At 62.8% G+C, this 25255-nt stretch carries 25 protein-coding genes; 21 read left to right on the top strand and 4 right to left on the bottom strand.

The window, feature by feature from the left end; all coding sequences use genetic code 11:
- Window positions 1-15: 15 nt before the first annotated feature.
- Window positions 16-774 (bottom strand): acetoacetate decarboxylase, encoded by a 759-nt coding sequence (locus tag CO675_RS27230; RefSeq protein ID WP_097674919.1) that lies wholly within the window; start codon window positions 772-774, stop codon window positions 16-18.
- A gap of 147 nt (window positions 775-921) precedes the next feature.
- Between CO675_RS27230 and CO675_RS27225 the strand changes: the two genes are divergently transcribed.
- The 12 genes from CO675_RS27225 (at window position 922) to CO675_RS27170 (ending at window position 13279) form a co-directional block, all read left to right on the top strand.
- A complete protein-coding gene (locus CO675_RS27225) occupies window positions 922-2103 on the top strand; it encodes an AraC family transcriptional regulator (protein WP_245452933.1) in 1182 nt (393 codons plus the stop codon).
- A gap of 293 nt (window positions 2104-2396) precedes the next feature.
- Window positions 2397-3479 carry an AraC family transcriptional regulator gene (locus tag CO675_RS27220; protein ID WP_245452932.1) on the top strand — a complete coding sequence of 361 codons (1083 nt, stop codon included), beginning with the start codon at window positions 2397-2399 and terminating at the stop codon, window positions 3477-3479.
- Between the two features lie 176 nt (window positions 3480-3655).
- The gene (locus CO675_RS27215; protein WP_097674917.1) at window positions 3656-4459 is read left to right on the top strand and encodes an esterase/lipase family protein; all 804 of its coding nucleotides are present in this window, start codon (window positions 3656-3658) and stop codon (window positions 4457-4459) included.
- A gap of 74 nt (window positions 4460-4533) precedes the next feature.
- Entirely contained in the window at window positions 4534-4974 is a 441-nt protein-coding gene (phaP, locus tag CO675_RS27210) for a phasin family protein (RefSeq protein ID WP_097674916.1), read from the top strand.
- A 38-nt stretch (window positions 4975-5012) separates the two neighbouring features.
- Complete coding sequence (locus tag CO675_RS27205) at window positions 5013-5780, top strand: SDR family oxidoreductase (RefSeq protein ID WP_097674915.1); 768 nt, start codon at window positions 5013-5015, stop codon at window positions 5778-5780.
- A 29-nt stretch (window positions 5781-5809) separates the two neighbouring features.
- Window positions 5810-7519, top strand: a complete 1710-nt coding sequence (locus tag CO675_RS27200; RefSeq protein ID WP_097674914.1) for a long-chain-fatty-acid--CoA ligase — start codon at window positions 5810-5812, stop codon at window positions 7517-7519.
- Window positions 7520-7651: 132 nt separating this feature from the next.
- Window positions 7652-9205: a WS/DGAT/MGAT family O-acyltransferase gene (locus CO675_RS27195; RefSeq protein ID WP_097674913.1), complete on the top strand. Its 1554-nt coding sequence runs from the start codon at window positions 7652-7654 to the stop codon at window positions 9203-9205.
- A 98-nt stretch (window positions 9206-9303) separates the two neighbouring features.
- Window positions 9304-10638 carry an MFS transporter gene (locus CO675_RS27190; protein ID WP_097674912.1) on the top strand — a complete coding sequence of 445 codons (1335 nt, stop codon included), beginning with the start codon at window positions 9304-9306 and terminating at the stop codon, window positions 10636-10638.
- Between the two features lie 94 nt (window positions 10639-10732).
- On the top strand, window positions 10733-11329 hold the full coding sequence (locus CO675_RS27185; RefSeq protein WP_097674911.1) for an adenylate kinase: 597 nt from the start codon (window positions 10733-10735) through the stop codon (window positions 11327-11329).
- Window positions 11329-11646 carry a hypothetical protein gene (locus CO675_RS27180; RefSeq protein ID WP_097674910.1) on the top strand — a complete coding sequence of 106 codons (318 nt, stop codon included), beginning with the start codon at window positions 11329-11331 and terminating at the stop codon, window positions 11644-11646. The genes CO675_RS27185 and CO675_RS27180 overlap by 1 nt, the downstream gene beginning before the upstream one ends.
- Window positions 11637-12434: an SDR family NAD(P)-dependent oxidoreductase gene (locus CO675_RS27175; protein ID WP_097674909.1), complete on the top strand. Its 798-nt coding sequence runs from the start codon at window positions 11637-11639 to the stop codon at window positions 12432-12434. Before CO675_RS27180 ends, CO675_RS27175 begins: the two co-directional genes overlap by 10 nt.
- The gene (locus CO675_RS27170) at window positions 12359-13279 is read left to right on the top strand and encodes an esterase/lipase family protein (RefSeq protein WP_245452931.1); all 921 of its coding nucleotides are present in this window, start codon (window positions 12359-12361) and stop codon (window positions 13277-13279) included. Before CO675_RS27175 ends, CO675_RS27170 begins: the two co-directional genes overlap by 76 nt.
- A gap of 21 nt (window positions 13280-13300) precedes the next feature.
- Here the strand turns inward: CO675_RS27170 and CO675_RS27165 are convergent, their stop codons facing one another.
- Together CO675_RS27165 and CO675_RS27160 are read right to left on the bottom strand one after the other, a co-directional pair.
- Window positions 13301-14227, bottom strand: a complete 927-nt coding sequence (locus CO675_RS27165) for a LysR family transcriptional regulator (protein WP_198964754.1) — start codon at window positions 14225-14227, stop codon at window positions 13301-13303.
- A 378-nt stretch (window positions 14228-14605) separates the two neighbouring features.
- Window positions 14606-15493 (bottom strand): haloalkane dehalogenase, encoded by an 888-nt coding sequence (locus CO675_RS27160; protein WP_097674907.1) that lies wholly within the window; start codon window positions 15491-15493, stop codon window positions 14606-14608.
- A 923-nt stretch (window positions 15494-16416) separates the two neighbouring features.
- Here CO675_RS27160 and CO675_RS27155 point away from each other — a divergent pair.
- The 3 genes from CO675_RS27155 (at window position 16417) to CO675_RS27145 (ending at window position 17591) form a co-directional block, all read left to right on the top strand.
- Window positions 16417-16623, top strand: coding sequence for a hypothetical protein (locus CO675_RS27155; RefSeq protein ID WP_097674906.1), 207 nt, complete (start codon window positions 16417-16419; stop codon window positions 16621-16623).
- 71 nt (window positions 16624-16694) lie between these two features.
- The gene (locus tag CO675_RS27150) at window positions 16695-17069 is read left to right on the top strand and encodes a hypothetical protein (protein ID WP_143279137.1); all 375 of its coding nucleotides are present in this window, start codon (window positions 16695-16697) and stop codon (window positions 17067-17069) included.
- Window positions 17070-17099: 30 nt separating this feature from the next.
- Window positions 17100-17591: a hypothetical protein gene (locus CO675_RS27145; protein ID WP_143279135.1), complete on the top strand. Its 492-nt coding sequence runs from the start codon at window positions 17100-17102 to the stop codon at window positions 17589-17591.
- A 158-nt stretch (window positions 17592-17749) separates the two neighbouring features.
- Here the strand turns inward: CO675_RS27145 and CO675_RS27140 are convergent, their stop codons facing one another.
- Window positions 17750-18274, bottom strand: coding sequence for a MarR family winged helix-turn-helix transcriptional regulator (locus CO675_RS27140; RefSeq protein WP_097674903.1), 525 nt, complete (start codon window positions 18272-18274; stop codon window positions 17750-17752).
- Between the two features lie 177 nt (window positions 18275-18451).
- Between CO675_RS27140 and CO675_RS27135 the strand changes: the two genes are divergently transcribed.
- Genes CO675_RS27135 through CO675_RS27110 form a run of 6 tightly spaced genes read left to right on the top strand, consistent with a single transcriptional unit; the run spans window position 18452 to window position 25242 of the window.
- Window positions 18452-20119 (top strand): UGSC family (seleno)protein, encoded by a 1668-nt coding sequence (locus CO675_RS27135; RefSeq protein WP_097674902.1) that lies wholly within the window; start codon window positions 18452-18454, stop codon window positions 20117-20119.
- 26 nt (window positions 20120-20145) lie between these two features.
- Complete coding sequence (locus CO675_RS27130; protein ID WP_097674901.1) at window positions 20146-21132, top strand: NAD(P)/FAD-dependent oxidoreductase; 987 nt, start codon at window positions 20146-20148, stop codon at window positions 21130-21132.
- Window positions 21092-22456, top strand: a complete 1365-nt coding sequence (locus CO675_RS27125; protein ID WP_143279133.1) for an MFS transporter — start codon at window positions 21092-21094, stop codon at window positions 22454-22456. The genes CO675_RS27130 and CO675_RS27125 overlap by 41 nt, the downstream gene beginning before the upstream one ends.
- Window positions 22410-23591, top strand: coding sequence for an ABC transporter substrate-binding protein (locus CO675_RS27120; protein ID WP_097674899.1), 1182 nt, complete (start codon window positions 22410-22412; stop codon window positions 23589-23591). Before CO675_RS27125 ends, CO675_RS27120 begins: the two co-directional genes overlap by 47 nt.
- Window positions 23588-24397, top strand: coding sequence for an ABC transporter ATP-binding protein (locus CO675_RS27115; RefSeq protein ID WP_097674898.1), 810 nt, complete (start codon window positions 23588-23590; stop codon window positions 24395-24397). Before CO675_RS27120 ends, CO675_RS27115 begins: the two co-directional genes overlap by 4 nt.
- Window positions 24394-25242 (top strand): ABC transporter permease, encoded by an 849-nt coding sequence (locus tag CO675_RS27110; RefSeq protein WP_097674897.1) that lies wholly within the window; start codon window positions 24394-24396, stop codon window positions 25240-25242. Before CO675_RS27115 ends, CO675_RS27110 begins: the two co-directional genes overlap by 4 nt.
- Window positions 25243-25255 lie beyond the last annotated feature (13 nt).

Here is a 25255-nt window from a genome sequence, read left to right as displayed (position 1 = left end):
CTCCGACGTGTCCGCTTATCGCGGCTGATCGAGATAGTTGTGGCAGCGCTTGGCGCGGGACAGCGTCAAGTCGGTCATGATGTGGCTGCACGCGACGATCTCGCGCACCGGAAAATCGGCCATCGGGGCCAATGCATGGGCGAACAGCTCCAGCCGGGCAGGGCCGGTCCAGGCGCCCTTGACGGTGATGTCCGTGATCTCGGAACGCAGCAGCTCGCAGATGCGCGGCTCGCCCGCCGGCTTTGGACTGTCATAGGTCCACAGGATCTTCAGCATGAAGGTCGGTACGCAGATCTCGGCCTTTGCCTTTTCGAGGTCCAGCGCACGGTGCTTGTAACCCATCGTCGCGGTGGCCACGCGGAGGCTGCCGTAGTCCATGGTGCCGACCAGTGTATCGGAATCGACATATAGCTTCGGCTTGCCGATCACCTTGGGATAGCCGCTGATTTCGCGGCCGGACGCCAGCGCCGGCAGGCTATCGAGGTACATCGCGTGAAGGTACTCACCTTTTTCGGCGCCAAAGCGCACCTGGACGGCTTGGCCGCATTCGGTGTAGTCGCCGAGACCGGAGGTGTCGGGCATCCGCATGATTTCCCAACGGACCAGTGGGTCGTCGATCTCCAGCGGCTCGGGAACGACGGCGCGCAACGCCTCGATGTCGGTGCGATACAGAATGTTGAGATATTCGCGGTTGGTGAACCGAAACGGTCCGCGGGGAAATGCCGGGGCGCCGATTGGCGTCGTCAGCTGCTTGAGAATGTCCTCCCGTCGCATCCGCTCCTCCCCTGATAGCGCTTGCCGTGGTCCGTGCGGGCCTCCGGCTGCGTGCCGGTTGTCGAGCAAGGCATCGCAAGCCTAGCGATCTCGCAAAGCGGAGAAAGGTGCGATTGGACCGCCGACCGGGTGACTTCCGGACGTGGAATGCGGTGCGCGCACCGCCGGGGTAGGCGATCATTGCGTCGCGTACGTGATCGGGCTTACGTTCGGAAGAGCAGGTCAATCGCGGAGCAGGAACGCGCTGAATGCCGGGGACATGCGGTCGGAATGACTAATTCGCACGCAAGCCAATCGCCGAGCCGAATGCTCCCCGGCTTCGCGCAGCGAATATTTCCGCCGCATTCGATCGCGGCCATTGCGGCCGAGCTTCGCGAGCAGGGCATTGATCCATCAGGAGTTCTCGAGGGTACCGGGCTTGTGATCGGCCAACTTGAGTCCCATACGACGCGCATATCGTATCGGCAGCTCGACACGGTGATCCGCAATGCGCTGCGGCTGGCAAGCGACCCGGCCATTGCGCTGCGCGCCGGAGCGCGAATGCATGTCACCGCCTATGGCATGTACGGATACGCGTTGCTGAGCAGCGCAACCCACGCCGAGGCCCGCGACTTCGCGGCGCGATACATCCGCGTGGTGGGTCCGTTCTGCGATTTCGGCCTCTCTTATGATGGTGAGACGGTGGTGGCGACGTTCCAGCCCATGCATTGGCCGAATCCGACCGAAAGCGTGCATCGCTTCGCGGTGGAGTTCGCGCTGGCCGCGCATCTGACGACCATTCGCGACCGATCCGGTCAGAGCTTCGGGTTCTCGCGCGTGCTGCTCGACTACGCACCGCCGCCGTCGACAGCGGCGTATCGTGGTCTTTTCGAATGCCCGGTTCTGTTCAATCAGCATCATTGTGGATACGAATACGGACGCAATGACGGCCCGCGGGCGCTGGCAAATCCGCGCACGCACGCCATGGCGCGGGAGATGTGCGAGGAGATCCTCGGCGAGGTGAACCGCGCCGGCGGCGTTGCGGCAGATATCCGTCGGATCCTGATCGAGCAGCCGGGCAGCTATCCAAGTATCGAGGCGATCGCCGAGCAGCTCGACATCTATCCCCGCGCGCTGCGGCGCAGGCTCGAGGCGGAGGGAACCTCATACCGCAGCCTGCTTGCAGAGGTGCGCACGCGGCTTGCGATCGAGTATCTGCGCAAGACGCGCATGACCAATGAAGAGATCGCGAGCCGCCTCGGCTACAGCGACGCGGCCAACTTCCGCCACGCCTTTTTGCGCTGGACCGGCAGAAATCCATCCGAGTTCCGGGGCGACGAGGGTCTTTAGACCCCCGAGATAGTCAAGGGGGCGCCTCGCCGGCCCTGTCCGGAGTTCACCGGCAAACTGGTTCAATCGAACCTTTTGTGCGGCCGAAGCGCGCGTAAGCTCGGCGCCGTGGTTGCGCTCGCGATCGCGTTCTCCCAACCTGGACCGCCTCCCTCGGCGGTCTTTCTTTTGGCCGGTCTTGTCCGGAACTCACCTCCAAACGCGATCAATCGAACCTTCCGCTGACGGGGCCGGCTTACTAGCCTCCCGGATTGCCGAGCGGAAACAGGCGTGGAAGGCGGACGAGGGAGCTCGTGTATCACCCGTCACCAAATCTCGTGCAGTGTCGCTATTCGCCGCAACGGATCGCTGCGGTGGTGGACGTCCTGTCCGAGGACGGCATCTCCGCGTCGCGCGCGCTCGGTGGGACCAATTTGAGCAGTGCCGACTTGAGGGATTCGTCGGTACGCGTCTCCTATCGGCAGGTCGCGACGGTCTTTCGTAATGCGATGCGGCTGTCGCGGGATCCGGCGATCGCGTTTCGCGCCGGAGAACGAATGCATGTCATGGCTTACGGCATGTATGGCTATGCGATGCTGAGTAGCCCGACCCGGGCCGAAGTCATCGACTTCGCGGCCAAGTACGGTCGTATCCTCGGAACGGTCGCCGACATCGACTTCACCCGCAAGGGCGATACCGTGAGCTGTCTGCTCGAGCCCCTGCTCTCGCGCGATCCGGCCGATGACGTCTATCGGTTCGCGCTCGAGTTCGCCTTTGCGACCTATCAGACGTTGAGCCGCGACGTCTATGGCAGCTCATTCCGTTTCTCGAAGCTGAGCGCCGCCTATGCACCGCCGCCGCATGCTGCGACCTACGATCGCATCTTCCGGTGTCCGGTCCGGTTCGACCAGTGCAAGAACGCGCTGGAATTCGACGCGGCCTGGATCGACCGTCCGGCGGTTGCCCCCGACGAGATGACCAGGGCGATGGCAGGTCGAATCTATGACGAGCTGCTCGATCACGACGCGCAGGACGACGGCCTTGCCGCCGACATCCGGCGACGGCTCGTCGAGCATCCCGGTCGCTTCCCGAGTATCGAGGCCATGGCGGCGGAGCTTGCGATTCATCCGCGGACCTTCCGCCGCAGGCTGCAGTTGCAGCGCAAGACCTACCGGCAGATCGTCTCCGAGGTCCGCATGCAGCTCGCGGTCGGCTATCTGCGCAACACGCAAATGACCAATGACGAGATCGCCGCGCGGCTTGACTACAGCGACGCGGCGAACTTCCGCCACGCCTTTGCCCGCTGGACCGGCAAGAGCCCTTCGGACTTCCGCGATGACCGAGCATCGAGCATCGCAGCAGGCGCGCAAGATTCATTGGCGGATGTCCCAAACTAACCGGTCAACCGGGCCAATTGCACCTTTTACGGGACTGACCTGCTCGATAGCGTTTTGAGACCAAGAAGATGCGTGGTTGCGCGATCGGGGCCGCATGGAGCCGCTCGCGGAGCGAGGCAGCAATCACAAAATGTCGGGTCGTGCGCGCTGCGTGATCCGGGAGGGGACATTCTGACATGAATACGGTCGTCGACCGCTCTGCGCCGCCGTCGCAATTGCTGCTCGCGCTCGAGGTGCGCGGGATCTGGGAGCTGCAGGCGTTCTTCGCAAGCTACCCGCTGCTTCGCCGCGCGCCGCGCGGCGACGGGCATCCGGTCCTCGTATTGCCGGGGCTTTCCGCCAGCGATATCTCGACGCGACCGCTGCGCACCTACCTGAAGGCGCAGGGATATGCGGTCCATGGCTGGAAGCTCGGACCCAATCGCGGACCGCGTCCCGGTGTCGAGGCCGCGATGGACGCAAGGCTGGCCGAGCTCGCCGAGCGCTACGATCGCAAGGTCAGCCTGATCGGCTGGAGTCTCGGCGGAGTGTTTGCGCGCGAGATCGCACGGCGCGCGCCCGATCTGGTCCGCCAGGTGATCACGCTCGGCAGCCCCTTCGCCAACGAGCCGAAGGCAAGCAATGCCTGGCGGCTCTACGAGATCCTGAGCGAACGCCAGGTCGACGACTGGCCCGACATGATGAAGTTGCCGCCGCCGGTACCGAGCACGGCGATCTACTCGCGCACCGACGGCATCGTCTCGTGGTGGGGTTGTCGCGAACAGGATGCCGACCGGACACAGAACATCGAGGTCGAAGGCAGTCATTGTGGGCTCGGACACAATCCGGCCGTGCTCTACGCAATCGCGGACCGCCTCGCGCTCGGGGAGGGCGAATGGTCGCCGTTCGACCGCAGCGGTCTCCGCGGCATGGTGTACCCCGATCCGGATCGAGCCGATGACAGCGCCACCCTGTTTCGGCCGCGCTGGCCGGCGGCCTGACGCGCAAGTCTACGGTCGGCGTTCGCCGCCCCGCCCGCCAGGCAACACAAGCAGGCAACATAAGGAGGACACCGATGGGGACCGATAATGGGCAATCCGACGCAGCCGGCATGGGCGCGATGCCGTGGCTCGGTGACTTGAAGAAAATGGCCGAGAAGTTCGCGCTGCCCGGGTTCGATATCGCAGCACTGGTCGAGTGGCAGCGCAAGGACATGGAGGCGTTGGCGGAGGCGAACCGGCAAGTCTACGAAGGCGTGCAGGCGTTGGTCAGCCGGCGCAACGAAATCCTGCAGGAGACGCTCGCGCAGTGGCAGGCGGCGATGCAGGGCTTCGCAAGCGGTGAAGGCATGTCGAAGCAGACCGAGACCGCCAGGCAGCAGGTCGAGAAGGCGGTCGCTGATTTCCGCGAGCTGTCGCAGCTGGAGGCCCAGGCGCGCAACAACGCCTGGAAAGTCATGCAAGACCGCATGCAGGAGAACCTCTCGAATCTTCAGAAGCTGTTGCAGCCGAAATAATGCTGCGGGTGTGAGGCGCCAACCATCGGGGGAAAGCCATGAGTCTGGCCAAGTTGCAGGACTTGACGGGGCGCGTCGCGCTCGTCACGGGCGGATCGCGAGGTCTCGGTCTTCAGATCGCCGAGGTACTGGGCGAACTCGGCGCCAAGGTCGCGATCACCGCGCGCAAGCGGGATGAGCTTGACGCTGCGGCTGCTCACCTCAAAGGGCTTGGCATCGAGGCGCTCCCGGTGGTTTGCGACATGGGCAGGCTGGAGACAATCGCGCCGATGATCGAGCAGGTCGTGGCCGCGCTGGGTCCCGTCGATATCCTTGTCAACAACGCCGGTACGTCCTGGGGCGCCGCTACGATCGAGCACACGCTCGATGGCTGGAACAAGGTGATCAACCTGAATGTAACCGCGATCTTCATCGCCACTCAGGAGGTCGGCCGCCGCTGCATGGTGCCGCGGCGGAGCGGCAAGGTGATCAACATCGCGTCGATCCAGGGACTCACGGGTTGCTATCCGGAAGGCACGCCGACGCTGGCCTACAACACGAGCAAGGGCGCGGTCGTCAATCTGACCCGCACGCTCGCCAATGAATGGGCGCCGCTCGGCATCAACGTCAATGCGATCGCGCCGGGATATTTTCCGACCAAGATGACCGCGCAGCTCGACCAGAGCGCGACCGCGCAGATGGCGCCGATGAATCGCGAGGGAGGCCCCGAAGATCTCAAGGGTGTCGCCGCGCTGCTCGCCTCCGATGCCTGTGCATTCATCACCGGCCAGACCATCGCGGTCGACGGCGGCGTGACCGCCGTCTGATCCGAGAGACCATAGAAGGGAAACATCTCATGACCGACATGCCCTGGATCCGATCCTATCCCGATGGCGTGCGCTGGGACATCGAAATCACTGCCGGACCCGTGCAGAAGATACTGGGCGATGCCGTCGCCAAATGGCCGGATCGTCCCGCGATCGATTTCATGGGCAAGCGGATCACCTATGCCGAGCTCGGGCGGCTCACCGATCGCGTGGCCAAGGGCCTGCAGCTCCTCGGCGTGAAGCCGGGCGTTCATGTCGGCCTCTATCTGCCCAACACGCCGCACTACATCATCTCGTTCTTCGGCATCCTCAAGGCCGGCGGCACCGCGGTCAATTATTCGCCGCTGGATGCCGCCAAGGTGCTCGAGCACAAGATCGAGGACAGCAAGACCGATATCCTGATCACGCTCGACATGGTTTCGCTCTATCCGCAGATGGCGGCGATGCTGGGCAAAACCAGGTTGAAGAAGCTGGTGGTCGGTTCGCTCGGCGAGATCACGGCCGACCCCGACACCGTCGTCAACGAGATGAAGGCGGCCAGGCAGCTGAGCGAAGTCGCCTGGGATGATCATCACATCAGCTTCGGCCAGCTGACCCACAATGATGGTGCCTACCAGGCCTATCCGATCGACAATCCGCGCGAGACGATCGCCGTGCTGCAATACACCGGCGGGACCACGGGCCTGCCGAAGGGGGCGATGCTCACCCACGCCAACCTGACCAGCGCGTGCCAGCAGTACCGGGCGACGACGGCCGGCTCGCCGCCGGTGCTGGTCGATGGGCAGGAGCGATTCCTGGCTGTCTTGCCACCGTTCCACATCTACGCGCTTTCCGTGAACGTCCTGTTCGGCGTTTTGATGGGCGCGGAGATCATCCAGCATGTCCGCTTCGATCCGAAAGCCGCGCTCGAGGAGATTTCGTCGAAGTCGGTCAGTGTCTTCTGCGGGGTGCCGACCATGTTCACCGCGCTGATCAACCATCCGGAGACGCCGAAGCACAGCCTGCGCGCGTTGAAATATTGCGGATCAGGCGGCGCCCCGTTGCCGCTCGAGGTGGCGCAGCAATTCGCCTCGATCACGGGCTGCAATCTGAGCGAAGGCTGGGGCATGACCGAGACTTCGCCGAGCGGCACCTACACGCCGGCGCAGCATGGCGCCATGCGCAAGGCCGGCTCCTGCGGCATGCCGATGCCCGGAATCGTCATCAAGTTTCTCAACGTCGACGATGCCAGCGGATACGTCCCGCTCGGCGAGCGCGGCGAGATCTGCATCAAGGGCCCGAATGTAATGAAGGGCTACTGGAATAAGCCGGACGCCACCGCCGAGGTGACGACCGCAGACGGCTACCTGCGCACGGGCGACGTCGGTTACATGGATGAGGATGGCTTCATCTTCATCGTGGACCGCACCAAGGACATGCTCCTGTGCAGCGGGTTCAACGTGTATCCCCGTGTCCTCGAAGAGGCGATCTACAAATATCCGGCGGTCGAGGAGGTCGCTGTGATCGGCATCCGCGACGAGTATCGCGGCCAATCGCCGAAGGCATTCATCAAGCTGAAGGCGGATGCCAAGCCGTTCAAGCTCGAAGAGCTGCAGGCGTTCCTGAAGGACAAGCTCGGCAAGCATGAGATGGTGCAGGCGCTCGAAATCCGCGCCGAATTGCCGAAGACCGCGGTCGGCAAGCTTTCGAAGAAGGAGCTGTACGACGAGGAGGAGCGCGCGGCCCGGGCGCAGGCCTGAGATCGCGCGAACCGGATCGGCAGCGGCGGACAGGCGTCGGGCCCGGCCGCAATGCAATGACCGCGACGCGCGAGACATCGGCACACGGTCATCAAGACGGCGGTCGCCGTCACAATGTCATGGGAGGGAAGAATGGATCAACTCAGCAGCATGGATGCGTCGTTTCTGCATCTCGAAACGCCGGAGACGCCGATGCATGTCGGCAGCCTGATGATCTTCGATCTCCCCGAGGGCTATCAGGGCGACTACTACGAGGATGTCAAGGAGATGCTCGGCAAGCGTCTCCATCTCTCGGGATTGCTGAACCGTAAACTGGCGCAGATGCCGTTCCAGCTCGCAGAGCCGGTCTGGATCGAGGACGATGATATCGAGCTCGATTATCATGTGCGGACCGTCACCTTGCGGCGGCCAGGCACCATGGCGCAGCTCGAGCAACTCGTTGCGCGGTTGCATGCCTCGCTGCTCGACCGCAGCCGTCCGCTATGGGAGATGTATGTCATCGATGGCCTCGAGAACGGCCAGGTCGCGTTCTACACCAAGGCGCATCACAGCGGCGTCGACGGCAAGGCCGGTGTCGAGCTCGCCAAGGTGCTTTATGATGTCTCGCCCAAGATGCGCGAGGTGCCGCCGCCGCGGCGCAAGCGCGCCACCGTGCAATACCAGCTCGGCGTGACCGAGCTGTTGCAGGCGGCGGCCAACAACGCGGCCCAGCAATACCGTAAGCTCGCGGAGCTCCTGCCGACGGCGGCCAAGGCGCTCGGCACGGCCGCCACCGTGATGGCCAGCCAGCGGTCGCAGAAGGGGGAGCGCTCGCTCAGCCTAGGCCTGGCTCCGAAGACGGTGTTCAACGACTCCATCACCAATCAGCGCTCCTACAGCACGATGTCGTTGCCGCTTGCCGACATCAAGGTCCTCGGCAAACGTGTCGGCGGTACCGTCAACACCATTGTCATGGCGATGTGCAGCATCGCGCTGCAACGCTTCCTCGCCGAGCGCGGCCTGCTGCCCAAGGAGGCCCTGATCGCGATGGTGCCGGTTAGCCTGCGTGCCGAAGGCGACAAGGCGATGAACAACCAGGTCTCGGCGGTACGCGTCGACCTGGCAACCGACATCGATGACCTGCCAACCCGCTTCAAGGCGATCCACGCGTCATCCGAGGCGGCCAAGGCCGTCGTGCGCGAGCTCAAGCCGGTGCTCGGTGTCGATGTGCCGATCACGGGTTCGCCGTGGCTGATGACCGGGCTCGCCTCGCTGCTTGGCCGCTCCAACCTCGCCAGCCGCATGCCGGCAGCGGGCAACGTGCTGATCTCCAATGTGCCGGGACCGGGGCAGCATCTCTATATGGCCGGCGCACGGATGGTGCATTATTTCCCGGTCTCGATTCCCTATCACGGCAGCGCGCTGAACATCACGGTGCACAGCTATGCGGGCCTGCTCGAGTTCGGCCTGACCGCGTGCCGGCGTGTGCTCACGCAGGACGAGTCCTACGAGATGATCGAGCATCTCCGGGCGGCCTTGCGCGCGATCGAAGCCTTGCCTCCGGTCGAGGCCGAGATCGTCGAGCTGACGACGCAAGCTGCGGCTCAGTCGAAGGCGGCATCGGCGGCCGCGGCGTCGGTGACGGTCATCCAGCCCGACGAGTTGCCGCCGGCCGCCGCAAACGACAAGGCGAGCCGGGCCAGCTAGGCGCCGGCGCCTTCAACGCTTCACATCATCTGAGCCGGGGCGCCATCGCGGTCTCCCGCTCGGCGTCGGAATCAAAAGAACATTCGGAGGAAACCAGGATGCACCCACCCGCCGCAAAGGGATCGCTGTCGGTACTGGAAAGCCCGGCGCACAAATCCCTGTTCTCGAAGATCGATTGGCGTCTGATCCCGCTTCTTCTGATCGCCTATATGATCGCCTATCTCGATCGCATCAATATCGGCTATGCACAGCTGCAGATGAAGCAGACGCTGCCGTTCGACGACGCGGTCTACGGTCTCGGCGCAGGCATCTTCTTCGTGGGATACTTCCTGTTCGAGGTACCGAGCAACCTGCTGCTGGAGCGGATCGGCGCGCGCAAGACCCTGCTGCGTATCATGGTGCTGTGGGGGCTCGCCGCAACAGCCATGATGTTCGTGTCGACACCGTTCCAGTTCTATCTCGTCCGGTTTCTGCTCGGTGTGTTCGAGGCCGGCTTCTTTCCCGGCGTGATCCTGTACTTCACCTATTGGTATCCGTCTGCGCGGCGCGGGCAGGTGATCGCCACCTTCATGTCGGCGACAACGATCGTGTCCGTGATCGCCGGCCCGCTGTGTGGCTCGATCCTGAAGTATCTCGACGGTGCCGGCGGCCTTCATGGCTGGCAGTGGCTGTTCCTCGTCCAGGGTCTGCCGGCATTGATTCTAGGCATCCTGGTTTACGCATTGCTCGAGGACAAACCCGAGCGGGCCGCGTGGCTCTCGAAGGACGAGAAGGCCTTGCTCGAAGACACTTTCCGGCATGATGAGAAGGACGTCGAGAGCGAGCCGTCGGGAACGTTCGGGCAGATGCTGAAGGACCCCAAGGTCTATGTGTTGTCGTTCGTCTATCTGCTTCTGCTCGGCGCGACCTACACGATGGTGTTCTGGATGCCGACCTTGATCCAGAGTTGGGGTGTCAAGGATCTGTTCCTTGTCGGCGTCTATGCCGCGATCCCGAATGCCGCCGGCGTCATCGGTATGATCCTGATCGGCCGTCACTCCGACAAATGGCACGAGCGCCGCTGGCATTATGCTGCCTGTGTCGCGATCGCCGCGTTCGGCCTGTTCATCACCACGATGCTGCAGGGCAACCTCGTCGGATCAATCCTTGCATTGTCCTTTGCGGTGATTGGAATTGCGTCGGCGACGCCGCTGTTCTTCGCGCTGACCAGCGAATATCTCTCCACCGGCGCCGCCGCCGGAGGGCTTGCACTGATCAGCAGTCTCGGAAACCTCGGTCCGGCGATCAGCCCTTCGATCAACGGACTGATCGTCCGGAGCACCGGCGACAACATCTACAGTATGTACTTCGTGATGGCGCTCTACGTGCTGTCGGCACTGTTGTTGCTGCTGTCGATGCGGCCTGCGCCCAGTGCGCGCCTCGCCATGGCGTGAAGACGATTCGAGCGACCCGGTCCGCACGGAGCCGGGGCGCTCCACGCTCCGCGGGAATGCTGTCGGTGATCGAGCGAGTATCGGGACGCATGCGATGAGGATCGTTCTGCTGGGGCCGCCCGGTGCGGGCAAGGGAACGCAGGCGAGGCGGCTGGTCGAAGAGTACGACATACCGCACCTTTCGACCGGCGACATGCTGCGTGCCGCAGCCGACGCGGACACCAGCATCGGACGGAAAGTCAAGGACACCATGATGAATGGTGGGCTCGTTCCGGATCAGCTCGTGATCGCCGCGGTAGTCGAACGCATCTCGCAGGCCGACGCCAAGCATGGCTTTGTGCTCGACGGCTTTCCGCGGACGATGGCCCAGGCGGTCGGCTTCGACGATCTGCTCGATACCGAAGGTCTTGCGATCGACCATGTCGTCGAGCTCAAGGCCGACGAGACGGTGCTGCTGGACCGGATCGAGACACGGGTCCGCGAAGCGCGAGCGCAGGGCGCAGCGGTGCGCGCCGACGACAATCACGAGACGCTCAAGCTGCGTATCGACGCCTATAACGAGCAGACGGCACCGCTGGTCGATTACTACCGATCGCGGAATATCCTTCGAACCGTCGACGGACTGCAACCGGTCGAGGCCGTCGCCGTCGACGTCGTCAGGGCGATCGGCCAAGATCGGTCGGTGATGTGATGCCGGCCACGCAAAGTCGCGATCCACGATCCCGGCTGTCCGGCTATCCCGACCGGATCGAGGTGCTGGAACCATTGCGCAAGTCGCTTGGCGAGGTGAAGGAGACGGCCCACCAGTTCGAGCAGGCCCAGCTGTTGCTGCGGGCGATCGAACGGTTCTCCCGCTCATATGCCGCCGACCGGAACTGCGCCGCTACATCCGCCGAGCTGGCGCGGCGCGACGAACGTCGCTTGGCGCGGCGGCGGCTTGTAGCACGCGCCGTCCGTGGATTGCGCAAAACCGTTCTGGCAGCGAAGGGAGGCACCTCATGTCGGTGAACGGAAATGAAGGTCAATGCGCGCTGGTGACCGGCGCATCGGGCGGCATCGGGCTCGAGCTCGCGCGCGTGCTTGCAGCCAATCGCTTCAGCCTCGTGCTGCTGGCGCGCAGCCGCGACAAGCTGCAGGAGCTCGCCCGCGAGCTCAAGGCTAGTCACGGTACCAAGGTGACGATCGTGGCTGCGGATCTGAGCGAGTCGACGGCGCCGCAGGCGGTGTTCGATTCGCTGCAGGACGCCGGCGAGCGGATCGACCTGCTGGTGAACAATGCCGGCCTTCTGTTCGAAGGACGCATCAGCGCAATCGGCCTCGATGAACAGTTGCGGCTGCTGCAGGTCAATGTCGTAGCCATGACGGCATTGACTCGTCTCTTCCTCGCGCCGATGCTCGAGCGCAACAGTGGACGGATCCTGAACGTTGCGTCCGTCGCGGCGTTCATGCCGGTGCCGAACCTTGCGGTCTATGCCGCGTCAAAGGCCTATGTGCTGTCGTTCGGCGAGGCATTGTCGCAGGAATTGAGCGGCAGCAAGATCACGCTGACGACGTTGTGTCCCGGCGTGACGGACACCGGAATGGTCCATGGCACCAATCTCGGCAACATGCCAAGCATGATGATCATGGATGCGAAGACCGTCGCGCAGGAAGGCTACCGCGCCTGCATGGCGGGAAAGCCAGTGCATGTCGCGGGGCTTGCCAACGAGCTGGCGGTCCAATGGATCAAGTATCAGCCGAGTTGGCTGTTGCGGGCCATCGGCGGGGTGTTCGGAAAGGCCGCACCGCCGAACTGACGTTTCGTGCCAGCCGGGCAATTCACTGTTGCAGGGCTGCTCCTGAGCATCAACAACGGACGCTACTCATGGGACGTGACGAGCAGACCGTCGAACCACCCTCGCTCGCTTTGCTGGCCGCGGAAGGGCGCGGTTTTCTCGACATTCCGGCGCTGCTTGCCGTGGCGGCGCCGCTCCTGATGGCGGCGCCGCGCGGGCAGCGGCATTCCGTCATGGTTCTGCCCGGGTTGGGTGCCGACGACCGCTCGACATTGGCAATACGCGCGTTCCTCGAATTCCTCGGTTATCAGGTTCATGGATGGGGCCGCGGCCGCAATGTGCGCGCGCCGGACGCGGATCTTTCCGCCGTGGCGGCGCGGGTCATCGAACTCGAAAAGCAGGGCGGCTCGAAGGTCAGCCTGGTCGGCTGGAGCCGCGGCGGCATCATCGCGCGCGAGGTTGCGCGGCAGATCCCCACGGCCGTGCGGATGGTCATCACACTTGGCAGTCCGTTCGCAGCTCCAGGTGCGAGCAACGTCCGCGCGATCTGGCGGCTTCTGACCGGCCAGAAATACCAACCGCCGACCACTGAGCGGATCAGCCGTCTCGCGCAACCGATCCCGGTGCCGGCAACATCGATCTATACCCGCACCGACGGCGTGGTGGCGTGGCGTGCCTGCCTGGAGCAGGAGGGTGGGGAGCGTGAAAACGTCGAAGTGAACACGACGCATCTCGGGCTTGGCTTTCACGCGCCGGCGCTGTGGGTGATTGCCGATCGCCTCGCCCAGCCGACGGAAAGCTGGAAGCCGTTTCGTCCGCCTCCGCAGCTCGCGATCTGGTTTCCAGCAACGCTTCGCCGCGATTGAGGTCGTAAGGGTCGCCTGAGTCTACCGCGCACCGCTTCCCGGTGATCGCATCTCGGCGACCATCATCCGCAGCAGCTGCATCGCGGCGGGCGGCAGGGTGCGTCCCTGACGCGAGACCACGTGGGTGCGGCCACGATGCAGCAGCGCATTCTTCATCGGCAGCGCCACCACCTTGGCGGCATCGGCCTCCGTCATCGCAAGGCTCGATGCCAACGCATAGCCAAGCCCGGCGGTCACGTAATGGGCGAGCGCGTCGAACGAGGCGGTGGTGAACGCGAAATTGAGGCGGACGCCTTCGCTGATCTCGGCGGCCTGGACATGCTGGCGCAGGCCGTAGTTCGGATGCATCGCGGCTCCCGGGTAAGGTGCGAGGTCGGCGAGCTTGAGCGGCCGGCCGAGCCGGGTCAGCGGGTGCCCGCGCGGCACCACGGCCCTGATCGGATGCGGCTGCGAATGATGCGAGCGCAGTCGATCATCGCGCGGCGGATTGAACAGGACGCCGATATGCGCGCGTTCTTCCACGACCTGCTGGACGATCTCGTCTGTGCTTCCGATATCGAGGCTGATCGTGATCTTCGGGTGGGTTTGCATGAAGCGGCTCAAGCTGCTCCTGGCCAGCCAATCGACATAACCTTCGCCCGTCACGAGATCGATATGACCCGACTCGACCTTGCGGATGCTGTCCATTTGCGCGAGCAGCGCCTGTCGTTCGCCCTGCTGGCGGTGCAGGTAGGCGGCGAGCAGTTGGCCGGCGTCAGTCGGCGTAACGCCGCGGCCGCGCCGTTCCAGCAGGCGCGCGCCATATTCCTTCTCGAGTAAGCCAACCGCCCGGCTGACTGCCGAGGCGTCCATGCCGAGCGCGCCGGCCGCGCCGCGCACGGAGCCGCTATTGAGCACCTCCATGAAATAGTGCAGTCGGCGCGGCTCCAGCTTGGCGTTCATCGGCATGACCCTGATCATTGCAAACAGTGCAACGAATATTCAATCGCGCGGCCATTTATGCAAGTACGTCGCGGGCGGGGTCTCGATGACGGATAGGCGTCGGGAGCTGGACTTGCGATCCGGGACTGGCCGGCTGCTGGCGCCGGCGGGCTTCGGCAGATTTCAAAGCGACCCGGCTGCCGCTATTGGGGACCCGCCGCGATAGGAGCCGCGATGCGTCTGTCCCCGGATCATAGTTGCTGTGAGCATACGCTGAACTGGCATAAAAAGGTGAGGTCGCGTTCAGGAAATGTCGTATGACGATGACTGAACTTGCCGACGCGCTATGGAGGAGTCGACGCCCGCAAGGCGCATGCAGCTTCAAAGTGCCGCCTCGCATCCCCGCTATCTGATCTGGCCCGCCTGTACCTTGGCGATGAAACGCGCCGTCGCGTCTGCCACTTCCTCCGGTGCCTCCTCTTGAAGGAAGTGCGAACCGTTGACGATAAGCGTCTGCTGGTTAGGCCACGCGCGACAGAATTCGCGCTGAGCGCCAATCAGAAACCCCGCGGGCTCCGCATCGATGAACAGCTTTGGGATCAAGCTGGTCGACAACCAATTTGAATACGTTTCGACAATCTCGCAGACGTCGGCCGGCTCTCCCGCGATCGGTAGTTCACGCGTCCATGTCAACATCGGTTGACGAGACGCGCCCGGGTTGCGGTAGTGTCGCCGGTATACCTCCATGGCATCCTTCGAGATATTGCGGAGCGGTAGCAGATATTCGATGAAGAGATTCTTCTGGAGAATGAGTTCTTCGCCCTGAGGTGTGCGTTGGGCCTGAAAAAAGGCGCGCGTTGCTGCCGGCCACTCATCCCAGGAGTAGAAGGGTCTTACTATTCCTTCCATGTAAACGATTGCCTTGACGCGATCTTGGTGGCGAAAAGCCCAGTCAAAGCCGAGCGCCGATCCCCAATCGTGAACGACGAGAATGACGTTCCGCGTGAGGTCCATTTCTTCGAACCACGCATCAAGATATCGGCGATGGTCGACGAAACGATAGGAGCCGTCGGGTGCGGGCCCGGAGTTACCCATACCGACGAAGTCAGGGGCAAGACATCTTCCGAACTGGACGATGTGCGGAATGATGTTTCGCCACAGGTATGACGGCGTCGGATTCCCATGAAGGAAAACGATCGGGTCACCTTCTCCCACATCTACATAGGCCATATTCGTATTGAGGACGTTGATCCGCTTCCGGTAAGTCGGATCTTCGGTGGAAACTGGATGCATGTATGTTTCTCTGTGAGGGAGCGGTTCGAGTTGGCATCGCGTGAGACAATCAGATGCTCAGTCGAGCCGGCGTGACGAGGAAGTGATTGTCTCGGTGGGGGACTATGGCTCGCCAGCTCGGAATGACAACGCAGATTTTCTGGCGTTTCAGATTAGAGAATCTATACCGGCGATCGGGATTCTCCGCCGCCCGGGGCGTTCGGAAAGTTCAAGGCAAGCGCGCGTCGCCTTGCGCCGGCCACGGTGCGACGTCGAGAGTGTGCAGGTCGTTGCACAAGTGCTGTCATGTTTTCGTGAAGAGAACAACCTTGCTGCTGGGCATGATCACGGACGTCTATGTTCTTGCTGGCCGGGGATGACCCGTCTGTTCGGCATGTCGTTTTCGATCCGTGCGGCTTTGCCATACGGCAGATGCCGTCAAGTTCCGCACGCGGAAGCGCAATTTGTATGCGCTGGTGATCGGTTCTTCCGACGCTGCTCGGGAGATGCTGGCAACTAAGCCAATCGACTTCTGCAAAGGGCATGGAGGGCTTGCTATGTTGGTCCGCGACCGCATGAATGCCCATCCGTTCTCGGATGCCATTCGTGTCTGTTTGCCAATCAGCTCGAGGAAGGCGTCTTTCATTAGCCGGGATTATCTGGCCGGCGCCTCCGGCATCTATATAATTCGAGCCTCAAGGGAGTCGAGCGCTTGGAGCCGTCGATGAATGAGCTGGAGCAGGCCTACGCGGAGACAGCAAAAGCTATCGTCGCGAGTGTGTCCGATGTCATGAATGGTGACTGGAACGATCGGGTGTGGGAGCGGATCGTCGTAAACTACGAAACTCTCCTGCATACTCCTGAGACGACGAGCAGCACGATTGCCTTCTCGATTGCGCGCTCTTCGGCCGGCAGATTTGAAAAGGTCGACTTTCGTCTTTCAGATGAAGCCGAAAGGCTTGGAGAATGTTGCGGAGGTTGTGCATGGCCAAAGCGGTCTTTACTGGACGGCTTGCGATGTGACGATCGAACGCGACGGAACATACAAATTCGCGTTCTCCTACGATCCTCCCTATCGTCTTTCTGGACATCTGGATGACAGGCGCTTTGCTGATTATCTGGAACGCTATCTCAATGAGCGAAAGGCTTGAGTTCGATCATGATCGCCAAACGACTTCCCGTTGCTCTCGCTCTGCTGAGGGACTCGCCTCGAGGGAATAGCATGATGATCATGTTCATGCGTTACAGCGCCATGGCCGCGACTGGAGCGATGGTGATCTGTGGATTACCGGCAAGCGGTCAGGAGAAGGGGCCCTCGAAATGGTCGGGCTTCTGTGACCTTGACGTTGGGCCGCCGAAGCCCTGCAGGATCAGTGATGAAATGTCGGCCGATGGCCAGCACGACCTGCGTTTCGTATTCGCGGGCACCGCTGTCAGCTTTTTTGGCAGAAATGCCGGTCCCTGGTGGCAGGGCGAACTCAATGGGAGGCCGGCTATGGGATATGAGCGATATCGTGGTTACGTGGTGTTCTCCACCACGGATTTGAAGACAACGTTCGAATGGTGCGGCAAGCTCTCCGCGGGCCCGCAATGCTGAGTTGCGGTCATCCCGTCGAGTGAGGGTATCATGAGATTGATGCGATCCGATCTGACATGGAACTCGGTGTTTCCTCTTGCCATTGTCTTGGCAAGCGTTCCGGCCGGCGCACGCGCAGAAACAATCCTCGATTCCAGGATCGATTTTCAAGGTCCGGTATCGCTCAAGATCGGTTCGGGCAGCGCCGACGTGTCGATCAAGAGTATCTACAATACCGGAACCAATCCCTCAGGGTCCTTGCGGATCCAGGTATGGGCCGTGCAGGCGGCCAAATCGGGAAAAAGCCCGGACATTCAAGGCTACAAAGTGGCGGAGATCTATACGAAGGACCTGTCTGGCGGTGCGGATGTGTTAGGTCCCAATCAATCCTTCGACGATCTCGATCTTCATTTAAAGTTCAGGCCGCCGACCGATCCGACTTACACGTCATACGTCCTGGTTCTGGAAGAGCGTTTCGCCAACTGCAGTCGTCCTGATCACTATTGCGGTGACGCCTATGTCAACGTCGCGCCGTCCGGGTAGTGGAGGAATGTTCGGCCCGGCGGATTCAAGATTCCCAAGCGTCTCGAATCATCGACGCGCTACCGCGCAAGGCTCCGGCATGGTCCTCAAGCACGTGCTGAGGGCAAGCTATTCGGCGTAGGGCAGCGATCGCCATCGTCAACGTGAGCGGTCGCTCATCAAGTCGATGCCGCAACAATGGTGCGGGCCTTCTCCAGCAACTCGAACAACTGATCGTATTCTTCCGCCGACAGGCCGTCGCGAAGTGGTTGCTCCGTCGCCATCGCGATCTCGTGCATTTCCTTCATCAGCTTCTCGCCCTGCGCCGTCAGAAACAGCGAATTGCGCCGCCGGTCGCTGGAGGATCGGCCGCGGATCGCCAATCCGCGCTTTTCAAGCTCATCGACGATCATCACGATCGCCGACTTGTCGAGGTTGCCGATCCGGGACAACTCGACCTGCGAGTAGCCGGGGTTCGCCGATATCAGCACCATCATCGTGAGGGAGCCGGGGCGAAGGCCGTAGGACACGAAGGCCTCCTCGACCCGCTGGCTCAGCAGGTGGTGTAACCGCCGTACGCGGAAGCCGAGCCGCTGGCCATGCAGGCCAAGCTGTAATTCCTCTCCCTTGATGTCCTCGCGCGGCGGCGTTTCCGGCAATTCAACGGTGCTCAACGTCGTGGTCCATTCCTCAAGAGGGCGCATGGCTCGTTATGCCCGCCATCTCAGGTCGCCTCAAGGTCGATAAATGATCTTATTTCAGACGATCTTATTGACAACTAAAATTTTTGATGCAGAATTGGGCACAATTCGGACGGTGACAGTCCGAAACTGAGCAAAAGAGCCGCCGTCTAAGGCAGCAAGGGAAGGATTCGTGGCGTTATGAATATCGCTATTTCCGCTCCTGCCATTATCCAGAATCAGATCATCTGCCTCAATCCGGTAGGCTATCCGCCGAAGATCACCAGCAAGTCGCTCGCACCGCGGCTCGGGAGCCTCGATGGAAAGACGATCTACCTGATCGACAGCCGCTTCGATGACTCCATCGAACTTCTGAAGGAGGTCGCCAACTGGTTTGCCGGCCATATGCCATCGGTCACCGTCAGGCTCGTTTCGCTTGCCGGCTATTACGGCCGCGACGACCAGGAATTGTGGACCGAGATCAAGGCAAACGGACACGCCGCGATCATCGGCGTCGGCCATTGCAGCACTTGCTCGCCGGCGGTTTCGACCCATGCGGTGACCCTCGAGACCAAATTCGGAATTCCGACGGTCGCGCTTCATACGGCGACCTTCGACAAGGTCGTGCGCTCGGTGACCAGGATGGCCGGCTTGCCCGATGCGCCGACGGTGTTCGTGCCGCAACCGGTGATGGGAAAGAGCGCGACTGAATTGCGTTCTTATGTCGAAGGCGACGACCCCGTGACGGGGCGTCCGGTGATGCGCGAGATCATTGAAGCCCTGACCAGCCATGCGGCGAACCGTCACCCGGTCGAGGCGGACCGATCGACGCCGCGCCTCGTCGAGCCCGCGACCGAAGCCGAGCTGCACGAGATCTTTCTGCGCAATCATTGGACCGACAAGCTGCCGATCGTGCTGCCGACCGAGGAGCGGGTTGCGGCGATGCTCGCCGGCACCAGCCAGCCCGCCGACAAAATCGTCGGCCGCATGCAGCCGACGCATAATCGCGGAGCGTGGGAATACACGGTCGAGAAGGTTGCCGTGAATGCCGTGATGGCGGGAGCCCGCCCCGAGTATTTTCCGGTGATCCTGGCGCTCGCCGCCTCGCAAGTGACGGCGCGTGGCAGCACATCGAGCTCGGGCTCTGCGATGGCGGTGGTCAACGGCCCGATCCGCCACGAGATCGGCATGAATTGCGGCATCGGCGCAATGGGACCGTACAATCACGCCAACGCGACGATCGGGCGCGCCTACGGGCTGTTGTCGCAGAACCTGCAAGGCGGATCGGTCCCTGGCGACACGTTCATGGGATCGCTTGGCAACGCCTACACCTACAACAGCGTTACCTTCGCCGAAAGCGAGGAGCGCAGCCCCTGGGAGCCGCTGCATGTGCAGCGCGGCTTCAAGGCGGAAGACAGCGTCGTCAGCGTGTTCTTTGGCTGCCGCTCGACGACTTTCGGTCTCGGCCTGCGCAAGGAATACTGGCGTGAGCATGTGCGCGACATGCTTGTTGCGGTCGACACCGTGACGGCGCCGGTGCTGCTGCTCGATCCGATTACGGCGCGCCAATTCATCGACCGTGGCGGTTTCGACACCAAAGACAAGTTGATCCGCTTCGTTCACGAGACGGCGCAGATGCCCGCCGGCCGCTACTGGGACATGCAGCTCGTGCAGAACTACATCTATCCGAACGCCACGCTCGGCGTCGAGCCGCTGGCGACGCGGCTGAAGGCTGCGCCGGATGCGCTGATCCCGATGTTCCTCGAGGAGGAGATCAACGTCGTCGTGGTTGGCGGTGAGACCAACGGCTACTGGCAGATCATGGGCGCAAAGAACCGCGCCACCGTATCGGTCGACGACTGGCGCTGAGCAAACATCCGCAGGCACAAACCGTCATGCAAGACGCAGACGTCGTCGTCATCGGAGCGGGCGTAGCCGGCCTGACCGCGGCCATGATTGCGGCGGAGCGTGGCGCAAATACGCTGGTCATCGAACAATCGATGCCGGGCGGCCAGGTTGCGACGATCGAGAGGATCCGAAACTTTCCGGGATATCCGGATGGCGTCGCAGGATATGAGCTCGGTCCTCTGCTGCAGCAGCAGGCGGAGGCGGCCGGCGCTGCCGTTCGGCTCGACCGCGTGTCTGCGCTCGTTCCCGGCGACGGCGCCTTTCGCGTGGTCTGCGGCGAAGATGAAGTCGTGGCCCGCACCGTGATCATGGCCGCCGGGTCGTCATTGCGCCAATTGGGGGTCGCGGGTGAAGCGGAGTTTGTTGGCCGCGGCGTCTCGCACTGCGCGGCCTGCGACGGCCCGTTGTTCACGGGCCAGGCGGTCGCCGTGGTCGGCGGCGGCGATTCGGCAGTCGATGAGGCGCTGGTGCTCGCGGGCCATGCGTCCGAGCTCACGCTTGTTCACCGCGGACGATCGCCGTCCGCTCGTTCCCCCGCGATCGCACAACTCGCCGCGCTGCCCCATGTCAGCATAGTCAGCGACGCAGATGTCGTTGCGATCGAAGGCGATCGGCAGGTGAGGGCGATCGTCATCCGCCGCGGCGAGCAGATCGAACGTACCACGTGCGGCGCGGTGTTCGTCTATCCCGGGCTCGAGCCGCGCAGCGCTTTGCTGCGGGACCTCGTTGCGCTCGACAGCGATGGCCACATCGAGACCGACCTGATGATGCGGACCTCGCTGCCGGGCCTGTTCGCTGCTGGCGACATTCGAAGCCGTTCCGTGCGCCTGCTTGCGTCGGTCGCCGGCGACGCCGCGACGGCCGCGATCTCGGCGATTCGATATCTGCAGACCGATAGCGACAAGAACTGGGATTGCTGGCAGGGAGACGATCTTGGCGTTGGAAAGCGAAGTCGTAGCGCATCAGGCCGCTGAGCGGGCCTTTACGTTACCGGCGTCGTCGCGCGCCTGGTACAGCGTCGTCGTGCTTTCTCTGGTCTCGATGATGTCGAACATCGATCGCGGTATCGTCAACCTGCTGGTCGGACCGATCAAGCGCGATCTGCATCTGTCCGACACCGAGATCAGCCTTCTGATCGGCCTGACCTTTTCGTTCGCCTATGTGCTGTTCAGCTTTCCGCTGTCGCGGCTTGCCGATACCCGAAGCCGCAAGGTGATCCTGACCACGGGTTTGACGCTGTGGAGCCTTGCCACCGTGCTATGCGGCCTCGCTCAGCAGCTCTGGCAGCTGTTCGCGGCACGCGCGCTCGTCGGGGCCGCCGAGTCGGTCAAGGGGCCGTGCTCGATGTCGATGATCGCGGACCTCGTGCCGCACGACAAGCTGCCGCGCGCCTTTGCGATCTTTCAACTGGGCATCACCGGTGGCATGGCCGGCGCGCTCGCGCTTGGCGGGGGTCTGCTCGCTGCCTTTGCCGGCCTGCCGCCCTTGTCGCTCCCGGGCGGTATCGTCGTGCGCGACTGGCACCTCGTGCTGCTCGCGACCGGATTGCCAGGGCTGCTGCTCGCGCTTGTGATGTGGGGAACCGTGCACGAGCCGGAGCGGCGCGACCGGAGATCCAGGAGCGCAGTGCCGCTGCGCGACGTCGTGCGCTTTCTCCGTCTGAACTGGAGGTTCTACGCGCCGCTGTTTCTCAGCATCGCCATCGCCTCGGTCGAGAGTTACGGATTGCAGGCATGGCGGCCGGCCTTCTTCCAGCGGACCTATGGCTGGGGGCCGGAACGGGTCGGCCCGCTGCTCGGCGGTGCCATCCTGATCGCGACGCCGCTCGGGCTGTCCCTCGGCACGCTGCTGGCGGAATATCTCAACAAGCGGCGGCCACAGGACGCGCTGGTGGTGTCGTGCCTGCTCGCCTACGGCCTGACCTTGCCGATGTTCGTTGCGATGCCGTTGATGCCGGATCCATGGTTGTCGCTTGCGCTTGGCTTTCTCGGCTTTACCGCCTTGAGCATGACGGCTCCCGGCCAGAACGCGGCAATCCAGATCGTCACGCCGAACGAGATGCGCGGCCAGATCAGCGCGCTCTATCTGTTCTCGATCAGCGTGGTCGGCGGCGGTTTCGGTCCCACCGCGATCGCGCTGATTACCGACAGGTTCTTTCATGACGAAGCCATGCTGCGCTACGCGATGGCCGGATTCACGCTCATGGTCGGCCCGGTCATCCTGCTGCTGATCCTGAGCACGTTGAAACCGTATGCGCTGGCGTATCGGCGCATGCAATCGCGCGGCAGACCACCATAGCGGCTTCGCCGCGGCAAATGATCAAGAAGGCGAGAAAATCGCCGAACCACGGGAGGGAGCGATGTTGAGAACGGCATTGATAGGACTTGCGCTGACCCTGTTCGCCGCGCCCGCGGTTCAGGCGCAAGACCTCCAGCCCCGGCCGCTGCGCTTCGGATGGCAGGCCTCGACGCCGGTTGCGCCGTTCTGGGTCGGTTTCGAGCAGCGGACCTACGAAGCCCAGGGGCTGAAACTCGATTTGCAGAGTTTCAACGACAACGCGCCGGAGCTCGAAGCGCTGACGGCACGACAGGTCGATCTTGCAGCCGTAGCGCCTGTGCCGACACTACAGATGACGTCGCTCGGCGCACCGCTCAAGGTGATCGCGGCCGTCGAATATGCGTTCACCGACAAGCAGGGAAACCGCTGGTCGGCGGTCAATCTGACCGCTCGCAAGGACACCGGAGTGCAATCGCTCAAGGACCTGGCTGGCAAGCGGATCGCGGTGTTCGGCTTGTCGTCGAATTGGTACCTCGCTCTCCGCGACAGGTTCCGGGAAGCCGGCGTCGACCCGAACGGCGTCAGGTTCCTGAGCATGCCGTATACGCAGATGGAGGGCGCGCTGGTTCACAACGAAGTGGATGCCGCCGTCATGACGGCGATCGGCGCCTACCATGTGTCGCAACGCATACCAACCACGCAGTTGATGACCAGCGATGAGATCACGCAAATCGCGATCGATATGTCGCAAGTCATCACCGCGCGCGCCGACTGGCTCAGGGATCACGAGGAGGAGGCCGTGCGGTTCCTGATGGGGATGCTGACGACGCGGAAATTCATCGAGGACGATGTCACGCAAAATGGTGGCGTGAAGGTCAAGGAGATCATGGCGAAAGCGTTGAAGCTCGATACCGACACCAACGAGGCCTTCTTCAAGCTGCGCATCGCGTCAACCGGCCGCGAACGGGATCTGTTGAACCCTCTCGATCTGCCCAAGGCGACGTTCGTAGCCTACGGCAAGATCCTGACCGAGTCCGGTCAGCTTCGCGGCAAGCCGGTGGTGACCTACGAGCAGATCGTCGACATCAGCTACCTGCGCAAGGCCTATGGGCGGCTCGGCATGAAATGGGACGAGGACAAGGTGGTCAGCCAATGACGAGCGCGGCCATCACTCATCCCGATGCGGCTGCCGTTCACGTTGATGTGCGGCGGATCAGCCAGCGCTTCAGCTCGGGCCGAGGCCGCGACTTGCTGGCGCTCGACCGGGTCGATCTGCAGGCGCATCGCGGCGAATTCGTCAGCATCGTCGGCCCGTCGGGCTGCGGCAAGTCGACATTGCTCTACATCATCGCAGGCCTGCTCCGATCCAGCGACGGCGAGGTGCTGGTGGACGGTAAGCCGATCGTCGGCCCGGACCCGGACCGCGGGCTGGTGCTGCAGAATTCCAGTATCTTTCCGTGGCGGACGGTTGCCGAGAACGTCGCATTCGGCCCGCAGATGCGTGGCGTTGCGGAGAGCGAGCGGCGTTCGCTGGTAGCGCGCTATCTCGACATGGTCGGCTTGAGCAAGTTCGCGAACTTCTATCCGCGGGAGCTCTCCGGCGGCATGAAGCAGCGCATCGCGATCGCCCAGATGCTGGCCTGCGGCCCGAGCGTGTTCTTGATGGACGAGCCGTTCGGTGCGCTGGATTCGCTCTCGCGCGAGGTTCTGCAGGATCAGTTGCTGCAACTATGGGAGCGCGACCGCAAGACCGTGCTGTTCGTGACCCACAGCATCGACGAGGCGGTGCTGCTCTCGGACCGGATCGTCGTGATGTCGCCACTGCCGGGACGGGTCAAGGAGGTGGTCCGGGTCGATCTGCCGCGTCCGCGGCAGGAGACGCGCACGCTGCCGGAGTTCGGCAGGCTGCGCGGCCATATCTGGTCGGCGATTCGCCAGGAAACCATGGAGGTGATCGGATGACGATCGTGACGGTATCCGATTCCGCCTCGCGTGCTGAAGGCGAGGGGCCGGGTGCGCCAAAGTCGCCCGCCGCCGAACTCCACCGGATCAGGTTTGCGGCGGTCGTCCGCTACTATCCGGTGTTCCTGATCTTTCTGATCTGGGAAATCCTGTCGCGCCTCGATCTGCTCGATCCGATGTTCATGCCGCCGCTCGAGGATGTCGCCAGAACCTTCTACCAGGAGGTCTTCGTCACCCATGAGCTCCTGCATCACATCGGGGTCAGCTTCATGCGGGCCGGTGCCGGGCTCGGTCTGGCCGCGGTCGCCGGCATCGGCGCCGGCGTCCTGATGGGGCGCGTCCGCGTCATTGAAAGCTTTCTCGACCCGCTGATCTCGGCGCTGTTTCCGACACCCAAGCTCGCGCTGTTCCCGCTGATGATGATCTTTCTCGGGATCGGTGATGCCTCCAAAATCGGACTGATCTTCCTCGGCTGTTTCTTCCCGATCGTGATCAACACCTATACCGGTGTGAAGAATGTCGACAAGTTCTTCATCTGGAACGCTCTGACCAAGGGCGCCAGCCAGCGCCAGCTGATCTGGCATGTCGTCCTGCCGGCCGCGCTGCCTATCGTGTTTGCCGGCCTTCGCGTCGCCACCTCGACGGCATTCCTGCTGATCGTCGCGTCCGAGCTGATCGCGGCCAATGACGGTCTCGGCTATCTCATCATGTTTGCCGAACGCTCGTTCGATCCCGCGCTGATGTGGAGCGGCATCCTGGTCATCGCAGGCATGGGATTTGCCGTTGACCGGCTGTTGCTCGCGCTGGGTGGGCGCCTGTTCGTCTGGCAGGACAACAACAAATAACGCAAGAAAAACG

This window comes from Bradyrhizobium sp. C9 (assembly GCF_002532045.1).
In the GTDB taxonomy this organism is placed as follows: domain Bacteria; phylum Pseudomonadota; class Alphaproteobacteria; order Rhizobiales; family Xanthobacteraceae; genus Bradyrhizobium.
This window is presented reverse-complemented; position numbering and strand designations above follow the sequence as displayed.